This window comes from Desulfohalobium retbaense DSM 5692 (genome assembly GCF_000024325.1).
Lineage (GTDB): Bacteria > Desulfobacterota > Desulfovibrionia > Desulfovibrionales > Desulfohalobiaceae > Desulfohalobium > Desulfohalobium retbaense.
Window position 1 is genome coordinate 864220 of record NC_013223.1, and the last position, 25344, is coordinate 889563.

General features: G+C 58.5%; 21 protein-coding genes. 17 read left to right on the top strand and 4 right to left on the bottom strand.

Features of this window, described 5'->3' with window-relative positions; all coding sequences use genetic code 11:
- Positions 1 to 404 precede the first annotated feature (404 nt).
- The gene (gene purM / locus DRET_RS03670) at positions 405 to 1469 is read left to right on the top strand and encodes a phosphoribosylformylglycinamidine cyclo-ligase (RefSeq protein WP_015751182.1); all 1065 of its coding nucleotides are present in this window, start codon (positions 405 to 407) and stop codon (positions 1467 to 1469) included.
- 102 nt (positions 1470 to 1571) lie between these two features.
- Here the strand turns inward: purM and DRET_RS03675 are convergent, their stop codons facing one another.
- From DRET_RS03675 to rplM, 3 genes are all read right to left on the bottom strand, one after another.
- On the bottom strand, positions 1572 to 2843 hold the full coding sequence (locus DRET_RS03675) for a radical SAM family protein (protein WP_015751183.1): 1272 nt from the start codon (positions 2841 to 2843) through the stop codon (positions 1572 to 1574).
- A 97-nt stretch (positions 2844 to 2940) separates the two neighbouring features.
- Positions 2941 to 3333 carry a 30S ribosomal protein S9 gene (gene rpsI, locus DRET_RS03680; RefSeq protein WP_015751184.1) on the bottom strand — a complete coding sequence of 131 codons (393 nt, stop codon included), beginning with the start codon at positions 3331 to 3333 and terminating at the stop codon, positions 2941 to 2943.
- Between the two features lie 24 nt (positions 3334 to 3357).
- On the bottom strand, positions 3358 to 3795 hold the full coding sequence (rplM, locus tag DRET_RS03685) for a 50S ribosomal protein L13 (RefSeq protein ID WP_015751185.1): 438 nt from the start codon (positions 3793 to 3795) through the stop codon (positions 3358 to 3360).
- A 338-nt stretch (positions 3796 to 4133) separates the two neighbouring features.
- Here rplM and DRET_RS03690 point away from each other — a divergent pair, with 338 nt between their 5' ends.
- From DRET_RS03690 to ftsZ, 16 genes are all read left to right on the top strand, one after another.
- Positions 4134 to 5375: an HD domain-containing protein gene (locus DRET_RS03690; RefSeq protein ID WP_015751186.1), complete on the top strand. Its 1242-nt coding sequence runs from the start codon at positions 4134 to 4136 to the stop codon at positions 5373 to 5375.
- 534 nt (positions 5376 to 5909) lie between these two features.
- On the top strand, positions 5910 to 6365 hold the full coding sequence (mraZ, locus tag DRET_RS03695) for a division/cell wall cluster transcriptional repressor MraZ (RefSeq protein ID WP_015751187.1): 456 nt from the start codon (positions 5910 to 5912) through the stop codon (positions 6363 to 6365).
- Positions 6362 to 7360, top strand: a complete 999-nt coding sequence (gene rsmH, locus DRET_RS03700) for a 16S rRNA (cytosine(1402)-N(4))-methyltransferase RsmH (RefSeq protein WP_015751188.1) — start codon at positions 6362 to 6364, stop codon at positions 7358 to 7360. Before mraZ ends, rsmH begins: the two co-directional genes overlap by 4 nt.
- Positions 7353 to 7625 carry a hypothetical protein gene (locus tag DRET_RS03705; RefSeq protein ID WP_015751189.1) on the top strand — a complete coding sequence of 91 codons (273 nt, stop codon included), beginning with the start codon at positions 7353 to 7355 and terminating at the stop codon, positions 7623 to 7625. Before rsmH ends, DRET_RS03705 begins: the two co-directional genes overlap by 8 nt.
- A 27-nt stretch (positions 7626 to 7652) precedes the next feature.
- A complete protein-coding gene (locus DRET_RS03710) occupies positions 7653 to 9590 on the top strand; it encodes a penicillin-binding transpeptidase domain-containing protein (RefSeq protein WP_015751190.1) in 1938 nt (645 codons plus the stop codon).
- Positions 9591 to 9612: 22 nt separating this feature from the next.
- The gene (locus tag DRET_RS03715; protein ID WP_015751191.1) at positions 9613 to 11079 is read left to right on the top strand and encodes a UDP-N-acetylmuramoyl-L-alanyl-D-glutamate--2,6-diaminopimelate ligase; all 1467 of its coding nucleotides are present in this window, start codon (positions 9613 to 9615) and stop codon (positions 11077 to 11079) included.
- The gene (locus DRET_RS03720; protein WP_015751192.1) at positions 11070 to 12452 is read left to right on the top strand and encodes a UDP-N-acetylmuramoyl-tripeptide--D-alanyl-D-alanine ligase; all 1383 of its coding nucleotides are present in this window, start codon (positions 11070 to 11072) and stop codon (positions 12450 to 12452) included. The genes DRET_RS03715 and DRET_RS03720 overlap by 10 nt, the downstream gene beginning before the upstream one ends.
- The gene (gene mraY, locus DRET_RS03725) at positions 12449 to 13525 is read left to right on the top strand and encodes a phospho-N-acetylmuramoyl-pentapeptide-transferase (protein ID WP_015751193.1); all 1077 of its coding nucleotides are present in this window, start codon (positions 12449 to 12451) and stop codon (positions 13523 to 13525) included. The genes DRET_RS03720 and mraY overlap by 4 nt, the downstream gene beginning before the upstream one ends.
- 9 nt (positions 13526 to 13534) lie before the next feature.
- Complete coding sequence (gene murD / locus DRET_RS03730) at positions 13535 to 14869, top strand: UDP-N-acetylmuramoyl-L-alanine--D-glutamate ligase (protein WP_015751194.1); 1335 nt, start codon at positions 13535 to 13537, stop codon at positions 14867 to 14869.
- The gene (gene ftsW / locus DRET_RS03735) at positions 14847 to 15965 is read left to right on the top strand and encodes a putative lipid II flippase FtsW (RefSeq protein ID WP_015751195.1); all 1119 of its coding nucleotides are present in this window, start codon (positions 14847 to 14849) and stop codon (positions 15963 to 15965) included. The genes murD and ftsW overlap by 23 nt, the downstream gene beginning before the upstream one ends.
- The gene (gene murG / locus DRET_RS03740; protein WP_015751196.1) at positions 15965 to 17092 is read left to right on the top strand and encodes an undecaprenyldiphospho-muramoylpentapeptide beta-N-acetylglucosaminyltransferase; all 1128 of its coding nucleotides are present in this window, start codon (positions 15965 to 15967) and stop codon (positions 17090 to 17092) included. Before ftsW ends, murG begins: the two co-directional genes overlap by 1 nt.
- A 13-nt stretch (positions 17093 to 17105) precedes the next feature.
- Positions 17106 to 18470, top strand: coding sequence for a UDP-N-acetylmuramate--L-alanine ligase (gene murC / locus DRET_RS03745; RefSeq protein WP_015751197.1), 1365 nt, complete (start codon positions 17106 to 17108; stop codon positions 18468 to 18470).
- Positions 18471 to 18631: 161 nt separating this feature from the next.
- Positions 18632 to 19519: a UDP-N-acetylmuramate dehydrogenase gene (murB, locus tag DRET_RS03750; protein ID WP_015751198.1), complete on the top strand. Its 888-nt coding sequence runs from the start codon at positions 18632 to 18634 to the stop codon at positions 19517 to 19519.
- A gap of 101 nt (positions 19520 to 19620) precedes the next feature.
- A complete protein-coding gene (locus DRET_RS03755; protein WP_052293268.1) occupies positions 19621 to 20337 on the top strand; it encodes a cell division protein FtsQ/DivIB in 717 nt (238 codons plus the stop codon).
- 64 nt (positions 20338 to 20401) lie between these two features.
- Positions 20402 to 21634 (top strand): cell division protein FtsA, encoded by a 1233-nt coding sequence (gene ftsA, locus DRET_RS03760; protein WP_015751200.1) that lies wholly within the window; start codon positions 20402 to 20404, stop codon positions 21632 to 21634.
- Positions 21635 to 21706: 72 nt separating this feature from the next.
- Complete coding sequence (gene ftsZ, locus DRET_RS03765) at positions 21707 to 22981, top strand: cell division protein FtsZ (RefSeq protein WP_015751201.1); 1275 nt, start codon at positions 21707 to 21709, stop codon at positions 22979 to 22981.
- 348 nt (positions 22982 to 23329) lie between these two features.
- Here the strand turns inward: ftsZ and htpG are convergent, their stop codons facing one another.
- On the bottom strand, positions 23330 to 25231 hold the full coding sequence (gene htpG, locus DRET_RS03770; RefSeq protein ID WP_015751202.1) for a molecular chaperone HtpG: 1902 nt from the start codon (positions 25229 to 25231) through the stop codon (positions 23330 to 23332).
- Positions 25232 to 25344 lie beyond the last annotated feature (113 nt).

Here is a 25344-nt window from a genome sequence, read left to right on the forward strand (position 1 = left end):
GATCATGGTAAAGAGGGAACTCGTGTTCCCTGTTTGGCTCCGGCTTTGGGAAAAGCCGCTACCAGGCCGTTGAACATCTCCCAATGGCAACAAAGCCGCAATACGTTCAAATTTGTCCGTGCGAATACGTACCCTGCGATCTTGCGCTTTTTGGGGCCCTTGCCCTTGGGGTTTTTGAACAGACCAGCGTTGTACGGAATTTTTCAACAGTCAACTCCTGGCCGGACGAGCCTGCCGCGAAAGTCGTGAAGCACTCGGGACCCGCTTGACGCGAACTATTTCAGCCAAGATTAAAAACCCGCAGTGGAGGTGTCAATTGAGGGCCGCAGAGCGGGGCGGACTTGTCTTTGGCCCCTAAAAAACGTATGCTTTCCGTCCACGAAATCGATAGGGAGAAATCGCCAATGGCAGATCGGAGTCAGGCCTACACCGAGGCCGGAGTGGATATCCAGGCGGCCAATACATTTGTCGACCGGATCAAGGGGCTTGTGGCCCAGACCTATACCAAAGGGGTCATTTCTGAGATCGGGGGGTTTGGTGGCTTGTTCAAACTGAACACCGCGGACATGGAGGCCCCGGTTTTGGTGGCGTCCACGGACGGGGTGGGAACCAAATTGAAGATGGCCTTCCTGGCGGACAAGCACGACACCATTGGCATCGACCTGGTGGCCATGAGCGTCAATGACATCCTGGTTCAAGGGGCCAAGCCGCTTTTTTTCCTCGATTATTTCGCCACTTCCCAGTTGCGGCCCGATGTGGCGGAACAGGTGGTTTCCGGCATAGCGGAGGGGTGCAAGCAGGCGGGGTGCGCTCTTTTGGGCGGTGAAACCGCTGAGATGCCCGACTTCTATGCCCAGGGTGAATATGATCTTTCTGGTTTTTGCGTCGGCTTGGTGGACAATGCCAAAATCGTCGACGGATCGGGGATTGCGGTCGGCGACAAATTGATCGGGCTGGCCTCATCCGGGCTGCATTCCAATGGCTATTCCCTGGTGCGCAAATTGATCAAAGATACCGGGCTGGACCTTTCCGCCCCCTTGCCCGGGACCTCGACGCCGGCCGCAGAAGTCTTCCTCGAACCTACGAAAATCTATGCCCGGACCGTGCGCACCCTGCTTCGTGATCTCAAGATCAAAGGCATGGTCCACGTCACTGGTGGTGGCTTCTACGACAATGTCGATCGCATTTTGCCCCGAGGCGTCCGAGCCCAATTCGATTTCGGGACCTGGGACATCCCGCCAGTCTTCCAGTGGCTCAAAAAGGCGGGAGAACTCAGTTGGCCGGAGATGTTGAACATTTTTAATTGTGGTATCGGGATGGTTCTGGTGGTGCCGCGGGAGAGCGCCGACGATGTGCTCTCCAGGGTCCACGGACTGGGCGAACAGGCCTGGGTCATCGGCGATATCCGCTCCATGCGGGACAAAGCCCCGTTGGTGGATGTGACCTTCGCCCAGCAAACCTGCTCCTGACATTGCGCGCCGTCCGAGCGGTGCATGCCTATACGCCGGTCTCCTTTTTCAGGGGGCCGGCTTTTTTGATGCCAGGTTTTCGGTGGGGGCAAGAGTTTCGGTTTACGCTGTGTCCCGCGATTCGAGAAAGGGATTGAAATAGCCGATGCCAAGATGGGGGCAGGCCTTTTTCAGCCGTTTCAGGAAATGGGGCAGCCCCATGACCGGGGAGAGCGGTTCCTCAAATAGGGCGAGGTAGTACTCCGGGTCGAGATTGAGATTGCGCATCTGGATGAAATCGATCTGCAACGCGTTGATCTGTTCGGCTAAGGCTGCAAATTCCGCTTCGCTATCGCCGATGCCGGGGAAAAACAGGTAATTTAGCGATACGAACAGAGAATGGTCCTTGGCCGTGCGAATCGTCTCCAGGACGTCGGAAAAGCTGTATCCCTGAGGCCGGTAGTACTGGGTGTAGATCGGCTCGCGCATGGAGTTGAGGCTGACCCGGATGGAATCCAGGCCCGCTTCAGCCAGGGCGGGAATGGTTCCGGGCAGACTGGCGTTGGTGTTGATGTTGATGGTTCCCCGGCCGCCGGCGCGGCGGTAGGCATCAATGGCCTCGGTGATCCGGTTGGCTTCGGTCAGGGGTTCCCCTTCGCAGCCCTGGCCGAAGGAAAAAATGGGGCGTTTTTCCCGGCGGGCGTGTTCGTGCATCAACTCTGTGATCTCGCGGACCGTGGGGCGAAAGGCGATTCGTTGTTGCGTGGCCGGAAAGCCGGTCTCGTCTTCCTGGTGGGAGATGCACCCGACACACCGGGCGTTGCAGGCCTGCGCCGTGGGGATCGGGGCTTCAAATCGACCGAGGGCAAGATTCTTGGCCGCCGGACAGCAATAGGTCAGGGCGCATTTGCTCAAATGGCGCAGAAGACGGTTTTCCGGGTAGCGTTTGAGCAGGCGGTGAGCGCCATCGTCGATCCGTTTTTGGGGAATGCGTTCGAATTGCTGCCGCTGGTCGGTGTCCACCCGCTTGGCGCAAATCCAGAACCGACCCTGGGCGTAGCCGACGGCGCCGTAGGCGAAAAGCGGCAAAACGGGGGCGTTGTCCCCGGTCTGGTAGGCGGTATGAGCCGAGAGGGTGTACCCAGGGCAGGCAAATGCGGCCACGGGCTGTTCGTCCATGGCCTCGATTTCGGCGGTTTCCTGGTTCAGCCCCAGGGCATTTCGTTCCGGCAGAAGAAAGATATCACTGCTGGCCGGGAGTTCGATGAGTTCGTCTGGGCGGGGCAAGGTCAATTCATGCCCCCGGCGAACGAGCATCAGCAATTCCGGGTGGTCGTAAATCTGTCCCTCGTTGTCAGCGACAAGGAGGCTGGGTTGGATCCGTTTTTTGGCCATGGGGCTTCCTTTCCCGGCAAACTGCCCGCCGGGCAATAAAAAAGGCAGGACTGCCGCAGTGACAGCCCTGCCTTTGCGGCATACGATACAGACCGTTTTAACGCTTGGAGTACTGGAAGCTGGCACGGGCGCCGCGGCGGCCGTACTTTTTCCGTTCCTTGGCCCGAGCGTCACGGGTCAGCATTCCGGCTTTTTTCAAAGCGGGACGCAGATCAGGATCAAAGTCGATCAGCGCCCGGCTGATACCGTGGCGGACGGCCTGAGCCTGTCCGGAAAGCCCACCGCCTTCAACAGTGATCTTGATATCGAACTTGTCCAGGCTGTTGGTCAGCCGCAAGGGCTGGCGCAAAACCATCTGCAGGGTTTCCCGCGGAAAGTAATCTTCTTCCGGGCGGCCATTGATTTCAATTTTGCCCGATCCTTCGTACAAACGTGTCCGAGCGATGGCATTTTTGCGGCGCCCGGTTCCATAATAAAAATCTTGGCTCATAGATGTCTCCCCAAAAAGCTCAGCTTAGATTTCCAGCGTCGCAGGTTCCTGGGCCTTATGCGGGTGCTCGGGGCCGGCGTACACTTTGAGTTTCTTGAGCATGGCCCGGCCCAAGCGGTTCTTGGGCAGCATGCCCTTGACCGCTTCGTAAATGACCTTTTCCGGCTTTGTGTCCAGCATTTCCCGCAGGCTGGCTTCTTTCAGCCCCCCGGGATACCCGGAGTGGCGGTAGTACATCTTGTCATTCATCTTGGTGCCGGTTACCCGAATCTTTTCGGCATTGACGACAACGACGAAATCACCGGTGTCCACATGGGGAGCAAATTCTGGCTTGTCCTTGCCCCGCAGTTTGCGGGCAATCACGGTCGCCAGCCGCCCGAGGATCTCGCCTTCGGCATCCACCACATGCCATTGGCGCTCCACTTCAGCGGGCTTGGGGCTATATGTCTTGCAGGTCTTCATGGTCCTACTCCTTAACAATCCGAAATCCTTCGCATGGTTATGCGCTCATGTGCTGCCGGGGGAAGGACCCGACAGAAATGTACCGAGGCAGCAGGTGAATAAATACTATAAACGCGCTGTTGTCAAGGTTGTCTTGGCCCTTGATTGCAAGGTAAAGATCGCCCAGGCGCAGACTTCTCGTCAACGATGTGTCGCCCCAGCGTACCACGCGCACGAGGGGGCTTTCTCGGCGAACCGTGCACGGGACCGAGCACGGTTGAGGCTCGGATAGGTCTCGCATTTGACCTTTTTATCACCCCCCTTCCTGGGTTCAGGGCGGGCGGAGCAGGAGCACTTCCATGACCAGTATTCGCAAGGGGCTATTGCAGCTTGTTTTTTCCGGATCCTATATGAAACGCTGGAACGACAAGCTCCGGCCCATGGAATTGTGGGAGGTCGACAAGCAGGCCCACAAAATGATCGTGGCCTGGCTGCTTTTTCTCTGCAACACCCGCTCCATGTCTGAGGCCCAGCGAACTGAGGTGGGCAATGGAATTATCGAAGGGGGGCTCTTTGAGTATTTTTACCGCTTGGTGATCACCGATATCAAACCCCCGGTCTTTTACCAGATCAAAGCCAACCCGGAACACTACGAGCAATTGACCAAGTGGGTCCTGTCCCAACTCCATCCCCGGGTTCGGCCCCTGGGCGGGGCATTTTGGGAACGCCTGGAAGCGTATTTTCTTTTGCCTTCCGAACACACCCTGGCCGAGGACATCCTCGAGGCTGCCCATATGTGGGCCAGTTCCTGGGAGTTCCAACTCATCAAGGGGGTCAATCCATGGGACGACGAACTCGAGGCCATCGAAGCCAATTTCGCGGAGAAACTGGAAGCCAAATCCCATCTCCACGGGGTCTCGGAGATTACGGCCGGTCCCCACTCCGCGCTGGGGCGGTTGGCCCACCTCTGTGGGCAATTGCGTTTTCAAAAACGGTGGTCGCAGATTCCGCGCATCCCTGAAACATCGGTCCTCGGGCACATGTTTATCGTGGCCAGTTATGCGTTTTGCATGAATCTCGTGTTGGAGACAGGACAACGGCGGCGGATGAATACGTTCTTTTCCGGTTTGTTTCACGATTTGCCCGAATTGCTGACCCGGGACATCATTTCCCCGGTCAAACGGTCGGTGCAGCCGATCGGGGAGATGATCAAGGAGTACGAAGAGCAGGAATTGACTCGGCGGGTCCTGTCTCCGCTTCAAAGTGGCGGGCACAGCGATGTTGCCCAAACCTTGTCCTATTATCTGGGGTTGGAGGCCGGTTCGGAGTTCGCGGATACGGTGCGCGAAAACGGGGTGGTGCGCAGGGTGGAGTGGGACAATTTCGCCAGCCAGTGGGATCGTGACGAACTCGACCCCAAGGACGGCCGGGTGGTGAAGGTCTGCGACCATCTGGCCGCGTTTATCGAGGCCTATACCTCCACCCGCAACGGTATCAACACCGACCAATTACAACAGGCGTTGTGGCGTTTGCGCAGTCAATACAGCCAGGTTTCCCTGGGCGAACTCCATATCGGAGCCCTGCTGGCGGATTTCGATTGACACCGCTTCAGGAAATTGAAATGAACGCCCCTCCCACTTTTTCCCCTGGCGGACGGCGGAGCGGAAGCTATTGGGGGCCGGGGCTGAAGGTGTGTTTACCACCTGAAAAAAGCGGAGTGCGGTACGCATTGCCGGGCGTGGCGCAGAAGGCACCGCCCCTGTAGTGGATTCACCGGACCCAGATGGGAAATCGTTCAAGGTCGTTGACAGCTCGAGACGCGAGGTGTCGTTTGCATAGCAAGGAGGGTCGCTCTGGCGGCCCTCCTTTTTTCGTCATGTGTGCCTGGAAGCATTTTCGGTGTTCAGGCCCTGAATTTCAATATTTCAGCTGGTTGGTTATGTATCTTCGTTTGGATTGGTAGCGACAGCGCGGCACAACGGAATACCGTTTCAAGCGAGCAGGCCAATGGCGGGAAAAAAATATGTATCAGAAGCAATATTTTTTGCATGAGCGCTTGACTTTTCCCTGTCCTGTTGTGAAGGAAGGAGGTGGGTAAAGGTGGTTAGAAGTGGTAAACAGTGTTGGGGGCGGCTATGTTTCGAGGACACAGCTATCGAAATATGGACAGTAAGGGACGGCTCATGCTGCCCCCGGAATTCCGCGACCACATTGTTGCCGGAGACGATGACGGCCGCCTGATGCTGACCAACTTTGACGGTTGCGTGGTGGGCTACACCGTTCCCGAGTGGGAGGCCATCGAGCGCAGCTTTTACGAGGCCAATAATTCGAGCAAAAAGATCCGAGCGTTCCAAAGGTTTTTTATCGGCGGGGCCATGGATGTCCAATTAGACAAGCAGGGCCGGATCCTGGTCCCCCCGTATCTGCGTCAATATGCCTCCCTCGACCGCGAAGTGGTTTTGGCCGGGGTGGGGCGGAAATTCGAGATCTGGAGTCAGGCCCTTTTTGAAGCCCAACGCCAGGAAGTCGAGGAGGATTTTGACAGCGTGATGGATGAGTTGGCCGCAAACGGAATGGGGATGCGGTTGTGAGCGATCACGACAACTCCACTCCCTCTGGGATCGAAACTCGCCCCCTGCACCAGTCGGTGCTGCTGGCCGAGGTTCTTCAGGCCCTCAAGCCACGCCCCGGCGGACGGTATCTTGACGGGACCCTGGGGCTCGGCGGTCATGCCGAGGCCATTTTAGAACATGCTCCGGATAGCGAAGTTCTCGGTCTGGACCGAGATGGCGCAGCCTTGGATGCGGCCGAAGCCCGCTTGGACCGGTTTGGAGACCGGGTGCACATGGCCCAGATTTCGTTCAGCCGCTTTGTCAGCGCATTGGATCAACTCGGGTGGGAGACAGTGGATGGCGCCCTGATCGATCTCGGAGTTTCATCCCTGCAATTGGATAGCCCCGAACGGGGATTCAGTTTTTTGCATGACGGTCCTTTGGATATGCGCATGGACTCGGGCATGGGAGTGCCGCCGGCAAAGTCACTGTTGAACAAGGCTTCCCAGGAGACGTTGCGGCGGATCATCCGCGACTACGGCGAAGAGCCCATGGCCGGCCGGATTGCCAAACGGATTGTCATGACCCGTGAAAAAACCCCCTTGGAAACCACTTTGCAGTTAGCCCACGTGGTGGAACAGGCCTATCCGGCCAAACGAAGAGCCCAGTCCCGGAACCATCCGGCGACAAAAACGTTTCAGGCCTTGCGGATTGCCGTCAACAAGGAACTGGAGGAACTTGAAGCATTTTTGGAGGCCATTCCTGACCGATTGTGCGTCGGAGGGCGGCTGGCCGTGATTTCCTTTCATTCGCTAGAGGACAGAATCGTTAAGCACCGTTTGCGGCGCGAGGCCCGGGGGTGCCGGTGTCCCAAGGAACAACCCATTTGTGTCTGCGGGTATCGCCCCAGGCTTCAGGTGTTGACCAAGAAACCTCTTTTGCCGTCGGCTGAGGAAATGGAGGCGAATTCACGCAGCAGAAGCGCCAAACTCCGCGTCGCAGAGCGGATTGAACCGGAGTACCCTCATGATTAGACAATACTGGGTTCTCGGATGCCTGGCCGGAATGGTAAGCGCCCTTGGCCTGTGCTTGGCGTTGGTCTGGGTCAATATTGAATTGGTGGACGTTTCCTACGACTTGAAGCGATTGCAGAATTCCTTGCAGGAAAATCAGGATCTCAACGCTAAACTCGAAGTGGAGTACAATCATCTTCTCGCTCCGGCGCGGTTGCAGACATTGGCCCAGGAACACGGCCTGCAACCGGCTGAGCAAGGGACCGTCCGCCGCCTCGCCCAATAAGGCCAGCCGCAGCGGAGGGAGCCAGTCATGGCGCAGCGCAGAAAGCAAAGAGATTGGACCAAGGTCCGGATCGTTCTCGTAGGGATCGTGTTCTTCCTGGCCCTGGGAGCGCTTTGGGCGCGAGCCTTTTGGGTGCAGATCTACAAGGGGCCAGCTCTGGCTGCCCAGGCACGAGACCAATACTGGACGGAACAAACAGTGCGCGGTCTCCGCGGGGAGATCGTTGACCGGGAAGGGCGCCTTTTGGCGCAAAGCGTTGCCGCGCAGTCCGTTTTTGCCCGCCCGCAGAAGATCGCCAAGCCCAAGGAGGTTGCCGCTCACCTGGCGCCGATCTTGCGGGTCGACACCGCGAAACTTGAACGGTCTCTGCGCTCCACCTCTTCATTCGTCTGGCTGGCACGAAAAATCGGTGACCCCATGGCCAAGGCCGTTGCGGAGGCTCAATTGCCCGGAATTTTTCTGACCGAAGAACAGGACCGGTATTATCCACAAGGGCATCTGGCCGGCCAGATGCTCGGGTTTACTGGTGTTGATAACAACGGCCTGGAAGGTGTGGAAAAAACCTTTGAGGACCGCCTCAAAGGACGGTCGCTGAAAATTCGCATGCAGCGCGACGCGACCGGACGGCTCCTTGACGGCCAAGGCCTCGATCCAGCCCTTGCCAAGGGACAGGATGTCCGTCTTACCCTTGATACCTGGCTGCAGGGGGTGGTCGAAGAGTCCCTGTCCAAGGTGGTCAAGAAGTACGAGGGGCGCTATGGCACGAGTCTCGCAATTCATGTTCCCACCGGCGAGATTTTGGCCTGGGCCCAATATCCTTTTTTTAATCCGAACGAATTCCAAGGCAGCCGGGCCGCTGTTTGGCGGAACCGTCCCGCGTTAGATGTTTTTGAGCCGGGATCAACAATCAAACCCCTTCTCGTGGCCGCCGCGCTGGAAGAGGGGGTCTGCGCCCCTGCGGATACATTTTCCTGTGAAAACGGGCGCTGGCGGCGGTGGGGGCACACCTTCAAGGACACGCACGCGTACAAAGAACTGACCGTTAGTGAAATAGTAAAATATTCAAGTAATATAGGTGCTGCAAAGATTGGGCTGGACTTGGGCGTCGCTCGCTATTATCGCTACCTGCGCCGACTCGGTTTCGGCGAGCCTACCGGCCTGCCCTTGCCGGGAGAGGGCAGCGGCATCCTGCCCGAGCCCGGAAAATGGCGCCAAGTCCGGTTGGCGACGAGTTCTTTCGGGCAAGGCATCGGGGTGACCATGCTCCAACTGGCCCAGGCCTATCTCTGTCTGGCTAATGACGGCGTGCGCATCCCGCTTCGTCTGGTTCATTCACCGGAAACTTCCAGCACTGCTTCCAGACAGGTGTTTTCCCGGTCCACGGCCCGCACCGTTCAAGAAATGATGCGACAGGTTGTGGAGTCAAACGGCACCGGCACTCGGGCTCGTGTGTCCGGCTTGACCGTGGGCGGCAAAACCGGCACCTCGCAAAAGGCCTCGCCTCAAGGCGGGTACGGTAACACTTACGTGGCGGCCTTTGTCGGCTTTTTCCCGGCCATTTCCCCTGAATACATGATCGTTACCCTTGTCGACGAGCCCCGGCGCAACCATTACGGCGGGGTGGTTGCAGCGCCAGTGGTCCGGGAAGTGGCTCAGAAAATGGCCGCCGCCCCCCACTTCGCTTTGCAATTCAAGACGAACACCTCGACCGAGACCGTTTCCCACAAATCCACCACCATTCGTCCGAAACGGCATGTGGCCAAAAAAGCCGTGCCTCCGGTTCAGCAGGGTGTCATGCCGGATCTGACCGGAGCCTCACTGCGCCGGGCCATGGAATTGGCGCATGCCTATGGGCAGATGCCGGTTCTCAAAGGGCAGGGCCAAGTGGTGGTCAAACAATACCCAGCGGCGGGACGTCAGGCGAACACCAAACGGTGGACGCTGTGGCTCAAGCCCGCTTCATGAGCGAACCGAACAGGAGTCGCGATTGCCTCAAGATCGTCCTTTGCTAACGACCTGGCCAGCAGTGCTGGACTATGTGGCAGCGGGCCACCGGGCCCGGATAGATTCGCGGCAGGTGGAGCCCGGCGATGTCTTTGTGGCGTTGCCCGGCAGCACGGTTCATGGCAGCGATTTCGCCCCCCAGGCCCTAAAGCGGGGGGCGGCGGCGGTCGTTGCAGCCCCGGGAACGCTGCCAGCCACTCTGTCGCAACAAAACTGCGTTGTGCATGACGATCCCCGCGAGGCGCTCGGGGCCTTGGCCGAAGCGCATTTCGGCACCTCGCGCCTGGGGCTTGAACTCATCGGCGTGACCGGCACGAATGGCAAGACAACGGTGGTCGGTCTGCTTGAATACGCCTTGCAGCGGATGGGGCGCCGGGTCGGCGTGATCGGCACCATCGCCAACCGGTGGCCGGGGCATGAAGAGCCGGCGGCTTTGACAACGCCGGGGTGCTGGGATCTGCACGCCTGCTTGTCCCGCATGGCTGCCGATGGCGTGGACACGGTCTGTATGGAGGTCTCGTCTCACGCCTTGGCGCAGCGGCGCACGGCCGGTCTCCGTTTTTCTGCCGCAGTGCTGACCAATGTCTCTCAGGACCATCTCGACTACCACCGGGATATGGAGAGCTATTTTACGGCCAAATCAACATTGTTCAATCCCTCGCACCTTACGGAAAACGGTGTGCGGGTCATCAATGCCGACGATCCGTATGGCCGGCGCCTGCGAACCGGTTTTCCCGGCGCCTGGGGGTATTCGCTCCACTCCGAAAAGGCGCAGGACCCGTTGTTGGTGGAGGCCTCAGTCGCCGGCATGGACCGCAAGGGCATCCGGCTCTCCTGTCTCTGGCAGGGGCAACAATGGGTGCTGCCTTCGCCGCTGGTTGGACGGCATAACGGCGCCAATCTTATGGCGGCCCAGGCCACCTTGCTCGCCCTTGGCTTTGGGCCCGCAGATGCCGCAGTCTTAAGCGATGCTCCTCCGGTGCCGGGCCGGCTGGAGCGAGTGGAGAACGCCGCGGGGCTCGATATTTTTGTGGATTATGCGCATACCCCGGATGCCCTGGAGAATGTTCTGCAGGCCATGACCGCTCTCGATGGGAACCGGCTGCTGGTGGTTTTCGGTTGTGGCGGTGATCGCGACCGGACGAAGCGCGTTCCCATGGGCCAAGCCGTCGCCCGGTATGCCGATGTGGCGATCTTGACCTCAGACAATCCCCGGCACGAAGACCCTGAGGCTATCATGGCCGACGTCCGGCCCGGCCTTGCCGATTGTCCGCGGGTTGTCGAGGAGAGTGACCGGAAAGCCGCCATTGCCCTTGCCCTGCAGGAAATGGTGCCCGGCGACATCCTTGTGGTGACCGGCAAAGGCCACGAAACATATCAAGATATCGGTGGTGTCCGGGTGGAGTTCAGCGATATCCGGGCCATTTGTGAGCAGATCCAATGCAATTGACCCTGCATGAAATAGCCAACGCCACCGGCGCAGTCGGGGATTTCGATCCCCAGACACCACCGGTGTGCCGCATTCAGACGGACAGCCGGGCTGTGCAGCCGGGCGATTTGTTTGTCTGTTTGTCTGGCGAGCGGTTCGATGGTCATAATTTTGTGGATGAGGCCGCCTCCAAAGGGGCTTCAGCGATCATCGCCCAACAACCCCTTTTTGACCTTTCGGCCGGAATTCCAGTGCTGTTGGTCCAAGATACGCTTCATGCGCTGGGGCAATTGGCCGGTTATTGGCGACGGACGTTCGGGGGAACAGTGGTTGCGGTCACCGGTTCGGCCGGCAAGACATCGACCAAAGAGTGTATTGCTGGAGTGCTGGGGCGCCGCGGGCAAGCCGCAAAGAGCTACAAAAACTGGAACAACCGCCTCGGTGTCCCGCTGAATATACTGAGCTTCAGCGGGGAGGAAGAATTCTGGGTCCTGGAGGCCGGGATCAGCGAGCCGGGGGAAATGGCTGCCTTGGCGTCCATCATCGCCCCGGATGTGGCTGTCGTCACCAATGTGGCCCCGGTGCACCTCGAGGGATTGGTCGATGTGCCTACAGTGGTCGAGGAAAAGCTCCACCTTTGCGATCACCTGACCCACAACGGCACGCTCGTTCTCAGCGTCGACTATCCAGAACTCAGTCAACGAGCCGCCTCGGCAGTGTGCCCGAAGACCTATTTTTCGGTTCAGGCCGAGAAGGCCCCGTACTGGTGTGAGCCGATTCAAGATCCTGAGGTCTATGGCCGTTTTCAATTGTCCTGCGACGGGGTGCGGACGGAATTCGATCTGCCCTGGGCCGCAGATTACATGGCTGAGAATCTCGCGGCGGCCGCCTGTGTCGGACACCGCCTCGGCCTGGAGGTGGAGGAGATCGTGGCCGGACTGCAGACCGCGGAACTTCCCGAACATCGCGGCCAATTGCTGACCTTGCCTGGCGGAATCGTCATAGACGATGCCTACAATGCCAACCCCCACTCCATGCAGCGGGCGATTCGCGCCGCAGCAAGACGGGCTGGAGAGCGGCCGTTGGTCCTCGTGCTCGGGGAGATGGCCGAGCTTGGGCCGGATGCCGAGGCTGCCCATACCCAACTCGGACGGGTGGTGGGGGCTGTGGCCCCAACTGCTGTCTACTACCAGGGTGAACACGCCGACGCCGTAGACTGTGGTGCCCGGGAAGTCGATCCAGATCTGCGCATTCAGCGGGTGCGTTCTCCCCAGGACCTGGAAAACGCTTGGGGGGCTTTTGCAAAGCGCTCTCCGCTGGTCCTGGTCAAGGGATCCCGTTCGGGCCGCATGGAGCAGTATATTCAGGTTTTGCAGAAGGAGTTTGGCGCGTGATCTACCACCTGCTCTACCCGTTGGCTGAATATGTCGGCTTGTTCAACGTGTTCCGGTACATCACGTTTCGCTCCATTTATGCCTTTTTAACGGCCCTTATTATCAGCATCGTCATTGGCCCACGGTGTATCGCCTGGCTGCAAAAGGTCAAATGCCGGCAATTCATTCAGGAGGACGGCCCGGCTCACCACGAAAAGGCCGGCACCCCGACCATGGGAGGACTGCTGATAGCCATGAGCCTGATCGGCAGTGTCCTGTTGTGGGCCGATTTGACCAATCTCTACGTGTGGTTGGCCTTGTTTTTGTTCGCCGGGTTTGGAGCTATCGGCTTTGCTGACGACTATCTCAAGGTCATCAAACGCCGCAATATGGGGCTTTCTGCACGGAGCAAATTTCTGGGCCAGGTGGTGATCGCCGTTGTGGTGGTCGGGGTGCTGATCACTTTGCCGGGATACTCCACCCAATTGTCCCTGCCGTTTATTAAATGGCTCCGGCCTGACTTGGGCTGGCTGTACATCCCGTTCGCTATTCTGGTCATGGTCGGCTCCTCGAATGGGGTTAACCTGACCGACGGCCTGGATGGGCTGGCCATCGGCCCCACGGTGGTGGCTGCAGCGTGTTTCACCATTTTTATATACGTGGCCGGGCATGCCGAACTCGCGGATTATCTCCAGGTGCCTTTTGTAACCGGTGTCGGGGAAGTGACCATTTTCTGCGGGGCCATGGTCGGGGCCGGTCTCGGGTTTCTCTGGTACAACGCCTATCCGGCGCAAGTCTTTATGGGCGATGTGGGGAGCCTAAGCCTCGGCGGCGCGCTCGGATTCGTGGCCATCCTGAGCAAGCAGGAACTCCTGCTGGTCCTCGTCGGAGGGTTGTTCGTCATCGAAACCCTCTCGGTTATCCTGCAGGTCGGGTATTTTAAATTCAGTGGCGGCAAGCGGATATTCCGAATGGCCCCACTGCACCACCATTTTGAGAAGCAGGGGGTGCCGGAATCCAAAATCATCGTTCGTTTCTGGATCCTGTCCATCCTTTTTGCCCTGGTTGCCTTGAGCACCTTGAAATTACGTTAAGGAGTTATCGTGCACGGTTTGCTGCATCCCGGACAACTTAAAGGGCATTGCGCCGCAGTGCTCGGAGCCGGTCGGTCCGGCTTGGGAGCCGCCCGGCTTTTGGATTTTCTCGGGGCGGATATCCGTTTGCTGGAAAAATCCCCTGAGCGTCTTTCGTCCGACGTGGAGCAGGAGGCCCAAACCAAGGGATGGACGGTGCGGACCGGGGAGCATGCGGCGGCGGATTTTGATGGCGTGCAGATGGTGGTCCCGAGCCCAGGTGTGCCGGTACACCGTCTGGTCCATTTATTTCCTCAGACGGTGCAGATCATCTCCGAACTCGAACTCGCCTCCTGGTTCGTCAATGAACCGATTGTCGCAGTCACCGGTTCGGCGGGGAAGACCACAACGACGACCTTGATTGCCCATATTCTGGAAACGGCCGGGCGCCGGGTCTTCAGTGGTGGAAATCTGGGCACGCCCCTCTCGGAATATGTCCTCGCTCAGGACCAGGCCGACGTGCTGGTTTTGGAAGTCAGCAGTTTTCAGCTTGTCCATGCCAGCAGTTTCCACCCTAAGGTGGCTGTCTTGCTCAATGTGGCCCCCAATCATCTCGATTACCACGAGGAGATGGAAGCCTATGTCCTGGCCAAGCTCAAACTCTTCGCCAAACAGCAGCCTGGAGATTTGGCCATCGCGCCGTATGCGTTGAAAGAGGATCTTGAAAGCCGCCACTTCTCAGCAGCCGACCGGGTCTATTTTGTTCCCAATGATCGTTTTTCTTGTCCCCAACTGCCGGGGGAACACAATCAGGCCAATATTGAGGCCGCCTATCTCGCCTGCCGTTATCTTGGTGTTGACGAACAGGCTGTGGCTGAGGCGCTGGCCAGCTATCAGCCCCAGGCGCATCGCCTGCAGATCGTCGGGACCTGGAACGGGGTGAAAGTGGTGGACGATTCCAAAGCCACGACCATCGAGTCCCTCCAGGCCGCTTTACGCAGTTTCGAGGAACCGATCGTTCTGTTGGCTGGCGGCCAGTTCAAGGGGGGCGATCCAAGCCTGGTGGCGGATTTGATCCGTACCAGGGTCAAAGAAGTGGTCCTTTTTGGCGACAATCGCGACGTTTTTGAATCGGCCTGGCAGGGGCTGGCACCGATGCGTTGGTTCCCGACCCTGGAAGATGCCGTGGATCATGGAGCCACAACAACCCAATCCGGGGATGTGCTTCTCTTGTCCCCGGCCACGGCCAGTTTCGATCTGTTTACCGATTACAAGCACCGCGGGGCGGTCTTCCAGGAAGCCGCCCGGCGGTGCCTGACAACAGCAGCAGGTGGACCCTCGGATGGCGCACCAACCGCGCAATAGCCGGGACGCATCCGGTCGCATGGATTATTGGCTCTTCGGAGCCGTACTGGTCATGCTCTGCGTGGGACTATTAATGGTCCTCAGCGCCAGTGGGGTTATGGCTGAACGGCTGTGGGAAGACCAATACCATTTTTTCCGCCGCCATCTCGTCTATGTCGCCATCGGCCTGGCGGCCCTCCTGGCTGCGGCCTGGGTCTCACGCCGGGTGGTCTACAAATTGATCTATGTGTGGCTGGGGCTGGCGTGTCTGAGCCTGGCCGCGACCATGAGCCCATGGGGCACCAGCGCTGGCGGCGCGGCGCGGTGGGTCGACCTCGGCCTGGTCAGCTTTCAGCCGCTGGAAGTGGCCAAAGTCGCACTTGTCCTGTACCTGGCGTATTTCTTCAGTCGCAAACAGGAACAGATCAAGTCCTTCAGCGTCGGTTTTCTGCCCCCGGTCCTGGTGACGTCGGTCTTTGGCCTTTTGCTGCTTTTGCAACCGGACTACGGCGGTACCGTCTACATCGCGGCACTGTTTTTCTTCATGAGCCTCGTTGGCGGGGCGCGGTTGAAGTACCTGATCCCGTCGTTCGTGTTTGCCGGATTCGCCGGGGCCTTGCTGGTCTGGCAGGAACCGTATCGAGTCAGACGGTGGCTGGCTTTTCTGGACCCTTTCCAGGATGCCCAGGACGCCGGGTATCAATTGGTTCAATCTCTGTATGCCCTGGGGTCCGGGCGCTTATGGGGTGTTGGACTGGGCGCCAGTCGGCAGAAATTGTTGTTTTTGCCCGAGGCCCACAACGATTTCATTTTGGCGGTGCTGGGCGAAGAATTGGGATTTCTCGGGGTTTCGATTGTTTTTACTTGCTTGGCCGTGGTCTTGTGGCGCTCTCTGGCCATCGCCCTGGGGCAACAGGATATGCAGGACCGGCTGACTGCGTACGGGCTGGGTTTGATTCTGGTCCTGGGGGGGTTGCTCAACGCCGCTGTCGTTTTGGGGGCTGTTCCGCCGAAAGGAACACCGATGCCGTTTATCAGCTATGGAGGCACGCAATTGGTCGTCTCCTGTCTCTGCGCCGGAGTGCTGCTCAATATTTCACGTCAGGAGCGCGGGTGATGCGCTGCGTAGTCTTTGCCACCGGCGGCACCGGAGGACATATCTTTCCGGCCCTAGCTGTGGCCGAAGAGGTCCGGCGTCGCTATCCTGATGCGGATCTGCTCTTTTTCGGCGGCAAACAGGGCCCTGAAGGGCGTCTGGCCCGGGCAGCCGGTCTCGAATTTCATGCCTTGCCGGCCAAAGGGGTGCTCGGCCGTGGCCTGCGTTCTGCCGCTTCGCTGGTCTGGTTGAGCCGGAGTCTGGCAGCATGTTGGTGGCAGTTTCACAAGCGGCGTCCGGATGTGGTTCTCGGCCTTGGAGGGTATGCCGGGTTCGTCCCGCCTCTGGCCGCGACCTTGAGCCGTATCCCCTGCGCAATCCATGAGCAAAACAGTATCCCTGGGGTCACGAACAGAATCCTGGGCAAACGCGTTGACCGGGTCTTTGTTTCTTTTGCCGACGAGCACGGGTTCTTTCCCAATAATAAAGTGGTCTTTACCGGCAATCCGGTCCGCCGGGAGATTTTAGCTCTGCGCGCCTCCCAGTCAGAGCGGTTGCCAAGGGATGCGGAACACCGGGTTTTGATTTTGGGGGGCAGCCAGGGGGCAAAGGGCATTAACGCCGCCGTGGTCCAGGCCTTGCCGAGTTTTGCCCGCAGCCAGATGCAACTGTGGCACCAGACAGGAGCCCGGGAATTTGCGGATATTCAGGCCGCCTACACCGAGGCCGGGCTGGGAGAGCGGGCGTGTGTGGAACCGTTTATCGAGGACATGGCCAAGGCCTATGAGTGGGCGGATCTCGTGGTCTGCCGGGCAGGCGCGACGACCATCGCCGAACTGACTGCAGTGGGCAAGCCTTCGGTTCTTATTCCGTTCCCTCATGCAACACACAACCACCAGCAGCGCAACGCGGCCTCGCTTGAAGCCGCCGGTGCGGCCATGGTCCTCGGTCAGCATTATCTCCAGGAAGTCAATCTGGCCCGGGCCATCGGGGATCTGGTCGACCTGCCGGGCAAACTCAAGGAGATGGGCCGCGCCGCAAAGCAGATCGGGCGGCCTGAAGCGGCCGCAAAGGTCGTCGATCAACTGGAAGAACTGGCCAATACGCGCCGGAAAAAGAAGACCTTCAAATACTCTCGCTCCACGTGAGCAAGGAATCCATATGCAATTCAAGATCCAACACATCCACATGATCGGCATCGGGGGGGCCGGAATGAGCGGTATTGCCGAAGTCCTGCTCAGCCTGGGGTACACAGTGACCGGTTCCGATCTGTCCGAAAACGCCGCCGTACGGCGGCTTCGCGAACTCGGGGCCACCATCTATCCCGGCCATGCTCGTGGATATCTGGGGGACGCGGAGGTCGTCGTCCGCTCCTCAGCCGTAGCCGACGACAACCCCGAACTGATCCAGGCCCGGGAAGACAGTGTCCCGGTCATTCCCCGCGCGGAGATGCTGGCCGAGTTGATGCGCCTCAAAACGGGCATTGCTGTGGGCGGGACCCACGGTAAGACAACAACGACTTCGTTTCTGGGGACCATTTTCAAGGAAGCCGGCCTCGACCCGACAGTCATTATCGGTGGGAGGCTCAATTCGTACGGCAGCAACGCCTTTTTGGGCCAGGGCGAATTTTTGATCGCCGAGGCCGATGAATCCGATGGGACTTTTCTCTGCCTGCTGCCGATCATGACCGTGGTCACCAATGTCGACGCCGACCACATGGACTTTTATGCCGATCAGACGGCGATTGATGACAGTTTCGTGCATTTCATGAATCAGATCCCGTTTTACGGTCTCAACGTTGTCTGCGGCGATGACCCCGGCGTCCAGCGGCTTTTGCCGCGCATCAAACGCCCGGTGGTCACCTACGGTTTGGAAGAAGACAACGACGTGCGAGCTGAAATTCTGGGCTTTAACGGGGGAAGCCATTTCCGGCTCATCTATCAGGAACGCCCCATTGGTGAACTCCATCTCAAACATCCAGGCCGGCACAATGTCCTCAACGCCCTGGCCGCTGCGGCACTGGCCCTGGAAGCCGGAGTTTCCGAAGACGCGGTCATCCATGGATTGGACTGTTTCGGCGGTGTGGGGCGCCGTTTCGAAACCAAGGGCGAACGTGACGGCGTGCTGGTGGTCGACGATTATGGTCACCATCCCACGGAGATCGCAGCCACATTGACCACGGCCCGGGAAACGTACCCCGAACGCCGACTGGTAGTGCTTTTCCAGCCCCACCGGTTCACAAGGACGCAGGCCCTGTTCGGGCAATTTTGCCGGGCCTTTGAAGAGGCGGATCTGCTTTTGCTCACAGAAATTTATCCGGCCTCGGAAACCCCCATCCCGGGGGTGACCGGTGCCAACCTGGCCCAGGGGATCCGCCAGGTCAGTCAGACCCGGGTCGAATTCTTTAACGATTTCGAGGCAGCACAAGAGGCCTTGCCCGGAATGCTCCGTCCCGGTGATCTGTTGATCACCCTGGGCGCTGGAAGCGTCTGGAAAGTCGGAGAGCATTTTTTGCAACACCCCTAGCCGCCTGTTGAAGCGTTCAATGGCAGCAAAACGGCTGAATGGGCAGCCGCTTTATGACAGTCATGCACGCTGCGAGTTCCACCGTTTGGTGCCCCGTGCCTCAAGATGTTTAAACACCCTGCAACAGAAGGTGCGTTTTTCCCTACACCACAGGACGCCCGATGCAGATTATTGACCGCCCGCCATTTGCTCAGCGCACTACACTTCGTCTCGGGGGCACCGCCCGGGCCGAGATCGGTATCGAACGTGATGCGGATTGGGAGGCGGCGAGTCGATTTCTGGAACACCATCAAGGTGTGCCTATGGCGTTGGGCCGGGGAAGCAATCTGTTGGCCGCTGATGGCAGTCTGCCGCACATCCTGGTGCGGGACAGCCGACGTGGTACCCCGGTCGTGGAGTCTGAAACCGATGACGGCCGTGTCCTTGTCCGAGTTGCTGGCGGGATTTCCCTGCCGCGGCTTTTGGGCTGGCTTCAAACTCGCGGTTTGTCCGGCCTGGAAGGATTGGCTGGGATCCCCGGAACCGTTGGCGGGGCGGTGGCCATGAATGCCGGTTCATATGGTGTGGCCATTGGTCAGGCCGTGCGGGGAATCGAGATCTGGACGCCGCAGGGAGGGGTGCGCTGGCTGGAGCCAAGCGCCTGGGAATTTAGCTACCGCCGTCTCGGTCTTATAGGATTGCAGGAGATGTTTCACCTGATTACGGCGGTCAGGCTTCAGGTCGTTCCCGGCGAGAAGGAAACTATCCGGCGGACCATGCTGGGGCATTATACCCATAAGCGTCGCACGCAACCGGTCCTGGCCTGGACCTGTGGATGCGTGTTCTGCAATCCGTCACCAGACATGCCCGCGGGCATGTTGCTGGATTCCTGTGGATTACGCGGAATGGAACACCACAAAGTGGCTTTTTCCGAACGGCACGCCAATTTTTTGATCAACCTCGGCGGCGGCTCGAGCGCGGCAGCATGGGAACTCATTGAAACGGCACGGCAAGCGGTTGCCAAACGGTACAGTCTTGCACTGCGCTTGGAGGTTCGGGTGGTCCAATGAAGAGACAAACCGGCTCCGTACAGCGGCGAGGAAGTTTGGGAAGGAAATCAAGTGCCGCCTCGAAAAACACCAGGGGCGGAGGCCGCCAGGGTGGAAGCTTGGTGCGGTTTGCAACCACATGTTTGTGGCTCGGGGGGACCACTGTTTTTCTGGTCGCAGTGAGTTGGGGCCTTTTAGCTGGCTACCGGTATCTGACGTCGCATCCGTATTTTACGCTGCGGGAAGTCAGTATTGAAGGCAACGAACGGCTCACCGATACCGCTGTCCTCCAACTTGCGGGCATCGCTCCCGGGGAGAACAGCCTGGCCGTGGATATGGGGCGGGCTAAGAACCGCCTGATGCAGAATCCCTGGGTCGAACGGGTCTTGTTGCGCCGGATTTTGCCGGACAAGGTTCAGATCCATGTCCAGGAACGCAAAGCGGTCTTTTGGGTCCGCAAGCAGGATGGCCTGTATTTTGCCGATCGCAGAGGGGAGGCGATTGCTCCGGTGAGCAGGGATCGTTTTGTCTCCCTGCCGCTTTTGGACCTCGGTACGCAGCACGAGCACCGGGAGACAGTGGCCCTTTTCGCCGACCGTCTCCAACAGCGACGCCTGCCGTTTAGCGCCGCGGAAGTGGATTGGGTGCGTTTCGATTCCGAGTTTGTCCTGGAAGCCCAACTCCGCGATTCCGGACCACGAGTTGTTCTGGAGACCCACGATCTGGCCCGGCATTGTCAAAAGCTTCTCGCGGTGTGGCGGGATCTCAACGAACGCGATGAATTGGACGAGGCGTCCTCGTTGGTCTTTTTTCGGGATAAGGCCTGGGCCCGGTTTTGAGAGTCAGGATGCGGTAACGGACAAGCGGGGCGATGTGCCCCTGGCAAACAAAAGGATGCGAGTCATGGCGAAATCCAAATCTGATCTCATAGTCGGCCTGGATATCGGGACAACGAAAATCTGCTCCGTGGTCGGCGAAGCCTCTTCCGAAGGAGTGGATGTCGTCGGCATCGGCACCAGCCCTTCCACCGGGTTGCGCAAGGGGGTGGTCGTCAATATCGAGCAGACGGTGCGCTCAATCAAGAAGGCCCTGGAAGAGGCGGAGTTGATGGCCGGTTGTGAAATCAGGTCCGTCTACGCCGGCATTGCGGGCAGCCATATCAAGGGCTTCAATAGTCATGGGGTGATCGCTGTCAAAGGCGGTGAAGTAACCCAGAAGGATGTCGACCGCGTCATCGACGCGGCCAAGGCGGTGGCTATCCCTCTGGACCGGGAAGTCATCCATATTCTGCCCCAGGAATACATCGTCGACGACCAGCGCGGTATCGCCGATCCCCTGGGCATGGCCGGGGTTCGACTGGAGGTGAAGGTGCACATCGTCACCGGAGCGGTGACCAGCGCCCAGAATATCATTCGCTCCTGCCACCGTTCGGGGCTCGATGTCTCGGATATTGTGCTCGAATCCCTGGCCTCCTCGCAGGCGGTATTGACCGAAGAAGAGCGAGAGATCGGCGTGGCTTTGGTCGATATCGGCGGCGGCACAACGGATGTCGCCATTTTCACCAATGACTCCATTCGTCATACCTCCGTGTTGGCCTTAGGCGGCATGAATCTGACCAATGATATCGCTTTTGGTCTGCGCACGCCGATGCTCAGCGCGGAAAAGATCAAAATCAAGCATGGTTGCGCTTTGTCAGAGTTGATCCAGGGGGATGAGGTCATTGAAGTGCCCAGTGTGGGAGGACGCGGAGCGCGCAAGCTTTCGCGCCAGGTGCTGGCCGAGATCTGCGAACCCCGCCTGGAAGAGATTCTGGCCCTGGTGGACCAGGAACTCGTCCGTTCCGGATACAAGAACCTGGTCGGATCCGGCGTTGTTTTGACCGGCGGCACCACCCTGATTGAGGGCATCCAGGAGTTGGGGGAACAGATCTTCAACCTGCCGACCCGGGTGGGGTACCCCCAGGAGGTCGGCGGACTCAAAGATGTGGTCATGAATCCCATGTACGCCACAGGGGTCGGTCTGCTCAACTTTGGCGCCCAGCAGCGCAAGACCGATCAAAGCTTCAGGATCCGGGAAGAAAACATGTTCAATCGGATTCTGGCCCGGATGAAACGGTGGTTTGAAGACGTGAGCTGAACGGCTCTCCACGGAACACGTTCCGAGAGAATATTTTCGTTTTGGGAAAGCAAAAAGGGGAAGGAGGAGCACATGGAATTTTTAGAACTCGAACGCGAAGGCGCGGCTCGGATCAAGGTCTTCGGTATCGGCGGTGGCGGCGGCAATGCCGTCAACAACATGATCACTTCTTCGTTACAGGGTGTTTCGTTCATTGCCGCAAACACTGATGTTCAGGCGCTCAAAGACGCCAAGGCCGAGACCCAGATCCAACTCGGCGAGAAATTGACCAAAGGGCTTGGCGCGGGTGCCGACCCTGAAGTGGGTCGAGACGCGGCTCAGGAGAGTCTGGAGCAGATCCAGGCCCAACTCGAAGGTGTGGATATGGTTTTCGTCACCGCCGGGATGGGCGGCGGTACGGGAACCGGCGCTGCTCCGGTCATCGCCAAGGCGGCCAAGGATATGGGCGCCCTGACCGTGGCTGTAGTCACTAAACCATTTTATTTCGAGGGCAAACGGCGCCAGCAACAGGCGGATAAGGGCATCAAGGCCCTGCGCGATGTCGTGGACTCAATCATCACTATTCCCAACGACCGTTTGCTGTCCCTGGCCTCGAAAAAGGCCACCTTCCTGGAAATGCTCAAAAAGGCCGACGAGGTCCTCTTCTACGCGGTCAAGGGCATTTCCGATCTGATCATGGTCCACGGCATGATCAACCTCGACTTTGCCGACGTGAAATCGGTCATGAGCGAGATGGGGCTGGCCATGATGGGCACCGGGATCTCGCAAGGTGAAGGACGGGCCCGTGAAGCAGCGATGAAGGCCATCACCAGTCCATTACTGGAGGATGTCTCCATTGACGGTGCCAAGGGGGTCTTGATCAATGTGACCGCTGGCCAGGATTTGACCATCGATGAGGTCAGCGAAGCGGCCAATATTATTTACGAGGCCGCCCATGAGGACGCCCAGATCTATTTTGGGACCGTCTTTGGCCAGGAAAGCAGCGACGAGTTGCGGATCACGGTGATCGCCACGGGTATCGAAGAGCCGGAACAGGTCGAGGATACCAAAGGCAATATCAGCCAATTGCTGAATCTGAAAAAGCAAAAACAGCAACCGGCACAACAACAGGCCCAGCAAAGCAGCGGCAATGCTTCGCAACAAAACCAATGGCCGCAGAAGGCGCGCCGGCCCTTATTGCCAGAGGATTCTGAAGATCTGAGTGTGCCGACCTACCTCAGACACCGAAGCACCCAGCAGGAAGAGCAACAACCGGCGCACAACAATCCCAAGCCCGGCGAAGAGGAATTTATTTTCGACGAAGAGGAGTTTGAGATCCCCTCCTTTATCCGCAAGCAGGCGGACTGAGTCAGCTCTGGCGTTTTCTGGCTCCGGCGGTAAGCCTGGCACGGGCCTGCGGATTTGCCGGAAGCCTGCGCGCAGAGCAAGGAAAGCGCGAGACCTGCTCCCGATCGCCGTATAGCGGTGGAAAGCTCTCTTTTCGACTTCAAGGACGCCCCTGCGTCGGTTGAAGCACTCCCGGGCGCACAATGCCCGTGGTGTCTGATGTTTTCCCAAAACCTGCTGCGCCTCGAAGGACGTTCCTTCCCCGTTCTCGGGGCGTAGCCCAGACACACAACAGCCCCCGCCGGTTAACCGGCGGGGGCTGTTGTGTGTCTGGGGCCTGGATGACGGTCTGGAAAACCCAGACCTGGGCTACTCTTTCTGGTGGGCTTCGGCGTACCAGCCGCTGGACTGCTGGAGCAGTTCGAAGGTCCTGTTGACCAGAGCGTGCGGGTCATTCAGGTACCCTTCGAGGAGCAAGGCGGATTCGAACAATTGCTCCGTGGTCTTGCGGATAAAGTCGTTGCTGCCTTCCTGCTGATAGATGTGCAGCAGATTGCGTGTCAGCTGGTGCTGGGGATTGATTTCCAGGACCTTTTGCGGGATCGATTCGTCCTTGTTGACGAGGTGCATGATCTTCTGCATCTGCGAGGACATGCCTCCATCTGGGTTCACGAGACAGGCCGGGCTGTTGTGGAGCCGCTTGGAACTGCGGACCTCGGTGACCCGGTCGCCAAGGATGTCCTGCATGGCCTTGAGCAGACCGTCGATGTCGCGCTGTTCCTCTTCGGTCAGTTCCTCTTTGGACTCCTCTTCATCACTGCTGATGGCCTCCAACTGGGCCGGGTCAGCATGCTCAGCGGCAACAAAGGCATGTTCACCGTAGGCGCGCAGAGATTCAAGGACGAACTCGTCGATGGGTTCGAAAAGATAGAGGACTTCGAGATTCTTGCGTTTCAGAATTTCCAGGTGGGGACTGGATTCGATGGCCTCACGGCTTTGCCCGGAAATGTAGTAGATTTCGTTTTGCCCTTCGGGCATGCGCTCGACGTAGTCCTGCAGAGAGACGAGGCCCGAGGCGTCCTCGCAGTGGGAGGAATTGAAGCGGACCAGGTCCTTGATCTTGTCTTGGTGTTCAAACTGGGCGTAGGCAAGTTTGAACAGTTTGTTGTGTTCCCGCCAGAATTGCTCGTAGCGTTCGGGCTCGTTGCTGGCGATTTTCAACAAGCGGTCGAGGATCTGTTTGTGGATATTGGCCGCGATCTTGCGGATCAGGACATTCTCCTGGATGTTCTCCCGGGAGATGTTGAGGGGCAGATCCTCGGTGTCCACCACCCCCTTGATAAATCCAAGATATTGCGGCAGGAGTTCCTTGTTTTCCCGTTGGATAAGAACCCGCCGGACATAGAGATCAAGCCCATATTCGATGTTATTGACATCGAAAAGCATGGGGCTTTTCTGGGGGATAAAGAGCAGGGCGTTGAACTGGACCGGGGCGTCGACGGAAATATGCAGGGTCTCGAACGGTTCTTCGGTGTCGTAGGTCAGGAACTTATAGAATTCAGTGTATTGTTCTTTTTTGACGTTGAAGCGCGGTTCGCGCCATAAGGCCGGGATGGTGTTGACCTTTTCCCCGTCGACGAAAATGGGAAAGGAGATGAAATTCGAGTGGCGTTTGATGATCGCTTCGATGCGTTCTTTCTCCGCGTACTCTTCTTCTCCTTCGCGCAGAACGATTTCGATGCTCGTCCCGCGGGGCAGGTCCTCGTCAAGTTCCTCGATGGTGTAGCTGCCCAAGCCGTCGGAGTGCCAGCGGACCGGCTTGGCATCCGGATGGTGGGAGCGGCTGGTAAGGGTGACTTCGGCGGCGACCATAAATACGGAATAGAATCCGACACCGAATTGGCCGATGATATTGTCCGGCTGGGCCTGATCTTCGGCGACCTTGCGCAAAAATTCGGCTGAGCCGGAATGGGCGATGGTCCCGATATTGTCTACGACCTCGTCTTTATCCATCCCGATGCCAGAGTCCGTAATGGTCAGCCGTTTCCCCTCCGCATCTGTGGTAATGGTGATGGCGAGTTCAGCATCGGCGCTGGCCATCTCTGTTGAGCGGCTTTGTTCAAACCGGGCCTTGTCCAGGGCGTCGGAGGCATTGGAAATAAGCTCCCTGAGAAAGATTTCCTTGTGGGTGTAAAGGGAGTGGATGATGATATCCAGCAGTTTCTTGATTTCCGCTTTGAATTCGTATTGTTCACTGTGCTGCTCGCTCATGCGAATGCTCCTGCAAGAGATTTGGGGAGTGTTTCTTGGGGCCGATTTATATCGGCCGGGCCTGACCACAACCTGACAAAAATAGACAGGCAAAGCGGGTTGTCAATATGGGG